This window comes from Pseudactinotalea sp., assembly GCF_048594945.1.
GTDB lineage: Bacteria > Actinomycetota > Actinomycetes > Actinomycetales > Beutenbergiaceae > Pseudactinotalea.
Map to the genome: position 1 here is coordinate 1 of NZ_JBMDXJ010000148.1, position 9,049 is coordinate 9,049.

A 9,049-nucleotide genomic window follows, 5' to 3' on the forward strand; every position below is an offset into this window, starting at 1 on the left:
TCAGGTGCGCACGCTGGACGGACGGGAGCACCGGATCAGCTACGACATGCTCGTCCTCACCGCCGGCGCCATCACCCGCACGCTCCCGGTACCCGGTCTCGTCGGGGCAGCCCTCGGGCTGAAGACCGTCGAGGAAGCCATCGCAGTGCGAGACCGGCTGCTCGGCGCGTTCGTGAGGGCCGCGCACCTTCCACCAGGGCCCGAACGGCGCGCCGCGCTGACCGTGACGATCGCAGGCGGCGGATTTACGGGCGTCGAGCTCTTCGGCGAACTCCTCTCGCTGGGCACCAGCCTGCTGCGCTCCTTCGACGAACTCGACGTCGACGACCTGTCGTTCCATCTCGTCGAAGCCAGCGAGCGCATCCTCCCCGAGGTCAGCGACGGACCGGGCGGCTGGGTCGTGCGTCACCTGGAGGAACGCGGCGGCCACATCCACCTGAACGCCCGTGTCGTCTCCGCCACGGACGGGCGCATCGTGCTCTCGACCGGCGAGGAGTACCCCAACGGGATTCTCGTGTGGGCCACGGGGAACGGATCCAACCCCGTCGTCGCCCATCACACCGACATGCCGCTCGACGCGCGCGGTCTGGTGATGACGCGCCCCGATCTGCGCGTGGGGACGCACGAGCACATCGTGACCGACGCGTGGGCCGCCGGAGACGGCGCCGCGATTCCCGACCTCGCGTCCTCCGCGCCAGGCGCGCTCACGGTGCCCAACGCTCAGCACGCCGTCAGGCAGGGCAAGCGCCTGGCCGCGAACATCCTCGCAACTCTCCGCGGGCGAGAGCCACGGCCGTACCGGCACCACAGTCTGGGCACGGTCGCCACCCTCGGTATGGGGTACGGGATCTTCCAGTACCGACGCATCGTCGTCCGCGGGTGGGTCGCTTGGATGATGCATCGCGGGTACCACGTGCTCGCCATCCCCACATGGCAGCGCAAGGCCCAGGTCCTGCTCGTGTGGTTCGCGGCGCTCATCTTCGGCCGCGACATCGCCTCACTGCCCTGGATCGGCCGACCTCACGATGCACTGCGCCACGGCGGCGACCCCGATCTGATGCTTCCAGCACGTCACGAGGCGGCGGCCTCCGGCCCAGCCCCGGAACACGGTGACGAGCCCATGGGAGCACCTCATGCCCGTTGACCGCCGCGCGGCCACCCTCCGACGACGGTTCGTCCGCGCCCGACCGCAGCACCGCCGGAGTCCGCGCGGTGCTCTCGCCGGGCTGGCCCGGCGTCGGGTGCACCTGACGTGGACGAACCTGTTCGGGGTCGTCACGGCCACCTCGGTGGTCGTCCTTGCGGTCACCGGGATCCTGCTGTCCCGGCACTACGTCCCCTCCGGCGACCTGGTCACCTATGCCGGAGGCTACGTCCCGTTGGTGGGGTCTCGTGTCTCGGAGGCCTTCAACTCCGTCATGGCCATCTCCTTCGAGGTCACCGGCGGCCTGCTGCTCCGGCAGACCCACCACTGGGCGGCGCTGCTGCTTCCCGCCTCCTTGGTCGTGCAGCTGATGTCAGCGTTCTTCAGCGGGGCGTTCCGCCGCCCGCGCCGACTCTCGTGGCTGCTCCAGGTGGGGCTGCTCGTCCTGGTCATGGTCGGTGGCTGGTCCGGATACGCACTGCCGGACGACATGCTGTCCGGCACCGGTCTCCGGATCGTGGAGGGTGTCGCACTCGGCATCCCCGTCGTCGGGGTGTGGGTGGCCCGGCTGCTCTTCGGCGGCGAGTTCCCCGGGCTGATCATCGAGCGCCTCTACGCCATCCATACGGCCCTGGTTCCTGCCGGGATCGTCGCCATCGCGGTGCTTCGCTTGATCCTCGCGCGTCGTCGTGGACCGACGGTCCCGGCCCGCGCCGCAGCCACGGGCTCGCGTGGTGTCCGGCTCTGGCCGGTGGGAGCCCTCGCGATGCTGGGCATGGGCGCAGTGACCGCCGCCGTGCTGGTCCTGTTCGGCGCGGCGACGACGATCGGTCCCGTGTGGTCGTACGGTCCGGCGGACCCCGGCAACGCCGGAGCGGGCTCGCAACCCGACTGGTACATGGGCCTGCTGGACGGGGCGCTGCGACTGGTTCCACCAGGGTGGGAGGTGGTGTGGTTCGGGTACACGTGGACCTTCGCGGTCCTCGTTCCCGTCGCCGTGGTGGGCGCGTGGTTCATCGCGCTGGCCGCCTACCCGTTCCTGGAGTCGTGGATCACCCGCGACACCCAGGATCATCACGTGCTCGAGCGGCCGCGCAACGTTCCCGTGCGCACGGGCATCGGCGTCGCCGGAGCACTGTTCTACGGCGTCCTGTGGGCAGCGGCCGGCGCCGACATCATCGCAACGACGTTCGGCGTGAGTTTCGAGTCCGTGATCCGCACCCTGCAGGTCACGCTGATCCTCGGGCCGCCGCTCGCATTCGGCGTCACCCGCCGCATCGCGGTCGGGCTGCAGCGCAAGGACCGCCACCTCGCCCTCCACGGACACGAGACCGGGCACGTGGTCCGCACCGCGGATGGTGGCTACGCGGAGACGCACGCACCCGTGGATGCGGCCACACGCGCGCTGCTGGAGACGACGCCCGTCCTCGCCGCCCCGGTCCGGCCGGGCCTGCACGGCCGACTGGCGGCGAGGCAGCGCCTGCGCGGACATCTCGGCCGGTGGTTCGCCCAGGGGCATGTCCGCCCTCAGCGCACCTCGCTCGGTACGCCGACGGCCGAGCTCGCGCCCACGCCGGCGAACGCGGGCTCAGCCAGTCCGCAGTTGCGGGCCTAGCGGGTCAGGCCGCGGCGAACCGCGCGGCGACTGCTTCGCGCGGCCGGCGACCGAGCTTGGAGAGCTCGCGAAGCACGGCGACGCCGACGTGCCTCATGCCGAGGCCGCTGCCTTCACCCACCGCGTCGTAGGTGGCGGCGAGCACCACGTTGCGGATCTCGCCACCGGTCAGCTCGATCTCGCGGGAGAGGAACTCGACGTCGATCGGGTCGTCGTCGTCACGTGTGACCACGGGCTGCAGATGCTGCTCCCAGAGCCGCTCGCGGGTGGGAGCGTCGGGGTCGGGGAAGTTGATCATGAAGTGCAGGCGGCGGGCGAAGGCGGGGTCGAGGTTGCCCTTCAAGTTGGTCGCGAGGATCGTGACGCCGTCGAGCTTCTCCATGCGCTGCAGCAGATAGGCGACCTCCATGTTCGCGTACCGGTCCTTGGAGTCGGAGACACCTGACCGTGCCCCGAAGAGCGCATCGGCTTCGTCGAAGAACAGCACCGCGTGCATGGCGGAGGCTTCACGGAAGATCCGCTCGAGGTTCTTCTCGGTCTCGCCGATGTACTTGTCCACCACGGTGGTCAGATCGACTTGGTAGAGCTCCATTCCGAGGCTCTCGGCGATCACGTGCGCGGCGAGCGTCTTGCCGGTGCCGGGGCCGCCCGAGAACAACGCGGTGATGCCGTTCGCCTTGCCGCCGGTGCCGTGCAGCGGGCCGAGCGCGCTGACGTCATCGCGGTGCTCCGCCCACGACAGCAGCCGCTCCATCTCGCGCCGGGTGGTGGCTGGCAGCACGAGATCGTCCATGGTGGCGGCGTGCGCGCCGGCGCCTGCTGAGCCGTGATTGCCCAGCCTTCTGGCCGCTTGCCGTAGCAGCTCGGCATCCGGCTGCGCCATGCCCGCGAGCGCCGCCATGGTGCGGGCGTGCGCGGCCACAGCGACGATCTCCTCGGGTGACATCTGAAGCCCGACCACGCGGTCGAGCATCGCCGTGTCGTCCACACCCAGCTCGCTGCGCCACAGTGCCCGGCGCTCCTCGCTCGGAAGTCGCCCGCAGGCGATCACGGGCGGGAGATGCTCGGCCCAGCGCACATCCCAGCCGCAGGTCGCCACCACCACGACCGGCACGGGTGCTGCCCAGCAGCCCACTGCGACCGACGCCGCGTCCTCCTCACTCACACCTGCTAGGACCAGGATCTGCTGACGCGAGACGGCGTGCGCTAGCGATTCGCGCAGCACCTCGCCCAGACTCGTGACACGCGATCCCAGGTCGACCACGACGGCCCCGATCCCCAGCCGCGCGCAGCTGCTCGCCGCGACGACCGAGCCGGTCCCACCCAATGGCTCGTGGATCCAGACGAGCGGCTCGTCGGCGAGCAACGCGCGAGCGACATCGGCCACCGCCTCGAGGTCGATGTGCGGCGGCCGCCTCAGCAGCCGAGCCAGCGCAGGCTCCGGCGTGGTGTCACCACGCACCGCACGAACGAACCGGTCGTCGACGCGTGCGGTCCGTGAGAGCAGCGACCCGCCCCCCTCGATCGCGAGCAGCCCATGCCGCAGGAGCTGGCCAGTGGGGCGTAGGGCGGCTGTCGCCGCCTCATCGAGCAGCCCTATCCCTGCGAGTTCGAGCACGACGGCGAGGGTCGGCCCGGGCGCATCTGGCGCGGTCAGCGTTCGGGCAGCCAGGTCGAGGTTCGGGTCGAGTGCGAGCGCGGTGAGGACGCGCACGATCGCGGTCTCGCTCTGGTTCAGCCCCCATGCATCGACGAGCGTGGCCAGCCGGCTGCCAAGCTCGGTATCGATCTCGGCGTGCGCCTCGTGCTCGAGGGCTGCGGCGTTGAGCGCGTCGCTCCCGGCGCCGATGTCCAAGCCGTGGTGTCGCCGCCCCCGCGCAGTCTCCAGGGCCGCCAACGTCGCCGCGAAGAGCGCGTGCTCGCTCACAGGTGCGGCGGCTGCCTTCATCTGTCAGGCACGGCCCGCGCGAAGCATCTCTTCGGTGTACGCCTTCAACCGGGCACCCGCAAACGCCTTGGCTTCGGCTGCCACCGTTCTGGTCAGTTCCTCGACATCTCGATCACCATCGATGAAGACTCTCACCCATTCGCTCACTCGCTCCGGAGTCACGAACCACCACAGGAACTGCTGGACAAGTTGTGACGTCAGCGTCTCGTGTGCGCCGTTGCGCTTGGTGTTGTACAGCGCAGCGGCGATGCCCTCAGTGACGCCCTCGCCGGCCAACCCCTTGGCCACGCCACGACGGAAGGCGACATAGACGCCGGAGCTGCGGTTGCCCGGTTTCCGCCTGCTCTCGAGCAGCATGTCCAGGACCCGGTCGCCTGCGAGCAGCCTGTCGACGGTCCCTTGGACACGAGCAATCAGACCCTGCAAGGAGAACTTCTCCAGATCGTCGGAATAGGAGCGGTTCTCGCTTGCCACCACGCGATTGTTGAACTGCGCATCGGTAGGTGTCCGATCTCGGACGAGAGGTCGAGTCAAGGTCCCGTCCCAGGTGTCCACCAACTTGCCCGCCTGCTGCTCGGCGCGGATGTGGTCTTGCACGAGACCGAATCGGGTCACGGTCGCCGCGATCTCCTCATCAGACAGCAGGCCCTTCAGCGCATCAGCAACTAGCTGCGATGGGATACCGAGGAGTGCTTCACCGAAGTCCCTGTCCACGTAGGGAGGAAGACCACGGTAGTTTTGCGCCCGCTGGGCCGCGATCGGTCCGTGGGGTGTCCCGTCGTCCCGCGCCCACATCGCCTCGGTGCCCGAGATCACGTGGTCCATCTTTGACCCGAACGCCATGTCCAGGTCGATGCCCGTGATCCCGGTCACCCCTCCAGCCCCGTCGGTCTGGATCAGGTAGTTGCCCTGGTGGCGGTCGAGCTGACCGCAAACGGCATCGAGCAGCTGCAACTTGTTGAGCGAAGACTGGAGCACCGGGTCGTCGAGGGAGATCGTCTCCTTGCCCTGGGCGTCTGGCCCGCGCCCGCCTCCATCGTGTCGAACGTGATAGTCGGATGCACCCGCGCCTTGGGCCGACTCGAGGACCGTTCCGAGGTGACTCCTGGCCGTGCCATCGGCGGCGACCAACGTCTGCACCGCGAACTCCGCCCGAGCCGTGACGCCAGCGTTGAAGAGCTGGTCGAGTCGGTACATGGCGACAGCGCGTGCACCGAAGTTCGGGTCTTCCCACGTGATGCCGACGGCGATCTCCTGCGGCTCAACGTCCGTGGACATTCCTTTGTCGGCCTTGAAGAAGCCCGTGAACTGGGGCCCCTCTGGTGTGTCCCAGGTGGACTCCGTCACCGTGTTCTTCATACCGGCGGCACTGCGGCCTCGGGAGGTTTCCGACGATGGCGCAAGCGTGACAGCGCTGAGCCACTGGGGCGCGCCGGCGTTGACGAGGCTCAATTCGTTCGCCAGCCGAGGGCGGAGCATCGCGATGACCTGTCGACGTTCCGCCTTGGCGCGCTGATCGAAGGCCTGCTCTGGGTCGTAATCGAAGCGGTCATCGGTCTGCGGACCCTTTGCTGATTGCTTGGAGTTCGCTGCCTCCCAGCTGTCGACCATCTTGCTCACCGTGACGAGCTTGGATCGCATCGCCTTGCGACGCTTATCGAACTCCTTCTCCCGCGCCTTGCCCAGTTTCCCCATGACGGCGGCTTCGAGCCGCTCGTAGTCACGCAATCCGCCCAGGATCTTGTCCCAGTTCTTGCCCAGACCGACGGCCTTCCGCAATCTCCCGGACGTCCCCGCACCTCCCATGCTCTGCGCGGCCATCGCGGTGCCGGCGAGCTTGCGGTGCACGGATCCGGAGGGCTGCAGAGTGTGCGCCACCTCGTGGGCGAGCGTGTGCATCCCCTCGTCAGTGTCGGGCGCGTACTGCCCGGCGCCGAAGAACACGTCGGAGCCGCGCGTGAACGCGAGCGCGCCCATCGTGGCGCTCAGCTGCTCGGCGTGAGCGCCGCGGTGCACCCGCACGTGCGAGAGCGAGGTCCCGAAGCCACTCTCGAGCCGCCGCAGCACCGGCGTGTCGAGGCGTGTGCCCCTCCCCGACTGCTGTGAGAGCAGCCGATCGGAGTCGGCATCGAGCGCACCACCTTCTGCACCGATCGCCCCGTGGCCGGCGGCGAGTCGCCGCACCGGCACGGCACTCGCGTGCCCGGCGTCGTCGTGGCCGTGGTCGAGGTGCGCGGGATGATCCGCCGCACGCATCCTGGCGATCGCCGTCTCGGCGGCACGATCGGCGGCGCCTTCTGCGCTGTCATGGGATGCGCCCACCAATGTTCCGGTCACGGGGCCCGAACGTGCCGGCGCCGCAAGCGCTGGCTCGAGCGCGCTCGCCAGCCGCTCGTCCTCGAGTGCCGGAGACATCTGCTGCTTGTCGGCCAGCATGCGCTCTGCTCGACCCATCGTCGACCCCTTGCTCCCGGTATCGCTTCAGGCTAGGAGCGCCCTGGCCTCGACGACATCGGTAATCGGTACCCAGAACCGCAGGCCCTCGCGACACAGGCGCGGGCACTGACGTGCGGGCGGGTGGCCCGGCATGATTGCGGCACGAGTGTGCCGCCGCAGACAGCTGCCCGGCATCGTCCAGGACGTGCTGGTATCGCCGAGTTCCTCGAGAAGAAGTACATCGCCGTCGACTGGTAGCACCTTGACGACCGGCACACCGAACGCCTGGTGACGATGAGGCCGGAGCGGTGCGCCCAGCGCACGACCATCCAGCCGCCTCCGTGTGGTCAGCCCACGGCAGCGAGATGTGCTGGCCCGACCTCGATCAGCGGCAACGGCTCCTCGGGGACGTCGATCCGTGCGGCGGCGGCCTCGGCGCGCGCCTGCCTGCGCGCCGGGTCCCGAGCAAGCCTCGGGTCCGCCACCGGGATGGCCGCCAGCAGCTTGCGGGTGTACGGATGCCGCGGATCGGCGAACACCGCGCCGGTCGGGCCGATCTCCACCAGCTGGCCGCGGTAGAGCACGGCGATCCGGTCGCACAGCTCCCGCACAACCGCGAGGTCGTGCGAGATGAACAAGTAGGTCAGACCGAGATCACGCTGCAACCCCCTGAGCAGCCCGAGGATCTGCGCCTGCACGGACACGTCGAGCGCTGACAGCGCCTCGTCGCACACGACGAACTGCGGATTGACCGCGATGGCGCGCGCGATGACGATCCGCTGCCGCTGCCCGCCGCTGAACTCGCGAGGAAACTTGTGCACGTCGTCGATCCCGACCCGCGCGAGCACCGCCTCCGCGGTCCCCTCAGGATCAGGGTCGTCGGTCAATACCTCCAACGGCTCCGTGACCTGCTGCAGAGCCGTTCGCTGGGGACTCAGCGCCGAGTAGGGGTCCTGGAAGACGATCTGCATCTGCCGGCGGTAGCGCTGCAGCTCGCGGCGGCCGAGCCCGCCCTGCTCGACACCACCGAAGCTGATGCTGCCCACCGTCGGGCTCTCCATCTGCAGGATCATCCGGCCCAGCGTGGTCTTGCCACTGCCCGACTCCCCCACCAGACCCAGGTTCTCGCCCTCCCGGATGTCGAGGCTCACGCCGTCGACCGCTCGAAGCACACCCGTGCGAACGCCGAAGGCGCCCCTGATCGGGAAGTCCTTCGTCACGCCGTCGAGCCGCACGAGCGCCTCGCCGTGCCTCGCCGCGCACCGCTCAGCCATCGCGCTCCTCCTGCCGGATGTCGGTGAGCAGGTCGCGCCCCGGGATGGCATCCAGCAGGCGGCGGGTGTAGTCCTGCTGCGGCCGGTAGAAGATGTCGTCGACGCTGCCAGTCTCGACCACCCGGCCCTGCTGCATCACGACGACCTGCTCGCACATGCCCGCAACCACGCCGAGATCGTGCGTCACGAACACGATCGACAGATCGGTCTGCTGCTGCACCGAGCGCAGGAGGTCGAGGACCTGCGCCTGGATCGTGACGTCGAGCGCCGTGGTGGGCTCGTCGGCAATCAGCAGCCGCGGGCGCGACAGCAGAGCCATGGCGATCATCACACGCTGTCGCATGCCGCCCGAGAGCTCGTGCGGGTACTGGCCGTGCCGCCGCTCCGGGTCGTCGATCCGGACCAGGTCCAGATGCTCCACCGAGTGACGACGCGCCTGCTGCCGCGGCCACCCGTGGAAGCGTCGGCCCACCTCGTCGAGGTGGTAGCCGACCTTGCGCAACGGGTTGAGCGCCGTCGTCGGGTCCTGGAAGATCATCGAGTTCGGCAGCCGGCCATGCCGGGGCGCCCGGGCGCCGATCTCGCACGGCCGACCGTCGAACGTCGCCTCATCAGCGCTCACCTCGGACCCC

General features: G+C 69.3%; 6 protein-coding genes. 2 read left to right on the forward strand and 4 right to left on the reverse strand.

Annotated elements, in window-relative coordinates:
* A partial coding sequence (locus ACOJSN_RS06955) for an NAD(P)/FAD-dependent oxidoreductase (RefSeq protein ID WP_420111777.1) occupies positions 1 to 1,144 on the forward strand: 1,144 nt, incomplete at its 5' end.
* A complete protein-coding gene (locus tag ACOJSN_RS06960; RefSeq protein ID WP_420111778.1) occupies positions 1,134 to 2,759 on the forward strand; it encodes a cytochrome b in 1,626 nt (541 codons plus the stop codon). The genes ACOJSN_RS06955 and ACOJSN_RS06960, both read left to right, overlap by 11 nt.
* Positions 2,760 to 2,763: 4 nt before the next feature.
* Here ACOJSN_RS06960 and ACOJSN_RS06965 read toward each other — a convergent pair whose 3' ends face one another.
* The 4 genes from ACOJSN_RS06965 to ACOJSN_RS06980 form a co-directional block, all read right to left on the reverse strand.
* Positions 2,764 to 4,707 (reverse strand): ATP-binding protein, encoded by a 1,944-nt coding sequence (locus tag ACOJSN_RS06965; protein WP_420111779.1) that lies wholly within the window; start codon positions 4,705 to 4,707, stop codon positions 2,764 to 2,766.
* 3 nt (positions 4,708 to 4,710) lie between these two features.
* The gene (locus ACOJSN_RS06970; protein ID WP_420111780.1) at positions 4,711 to 7,143 is read right to left on the reverse strand and encodes a DUF4157 domain-containing protein; all 2,433 of its coding nucleotides are present in this window, start codon (positions 7,141 to 7,143) and stop codon (positions 4,711 to 4,713) included.
* Between the two features lie 347 nt (positions 7,144 to 7,490).
* Complete coding sequence (locus tag ACOJSN_RS06975) at positions 7,491 to 8,417, reverse strand: ATP-binding cassette domain-containing protein (RefSeq protein WP_420111781.1); 927 nt, start codon at positions 8,415 to 8,417, stop codon at positions 7,491 to 7,493.
* Positions 8,410 to 9,049, reverse strand: a 640-nt coding sequence (locus ACOJSN_RS06980) for an ABC transporter ATP-binding protein (RefSeq protein ID WP_420111782.1), incomplete at its 5' end; no start/stop codon positions are given. The genes ACOJSN_RS06975 and ACOJSN_RS06980, both read right to left, overlap by 8 nt.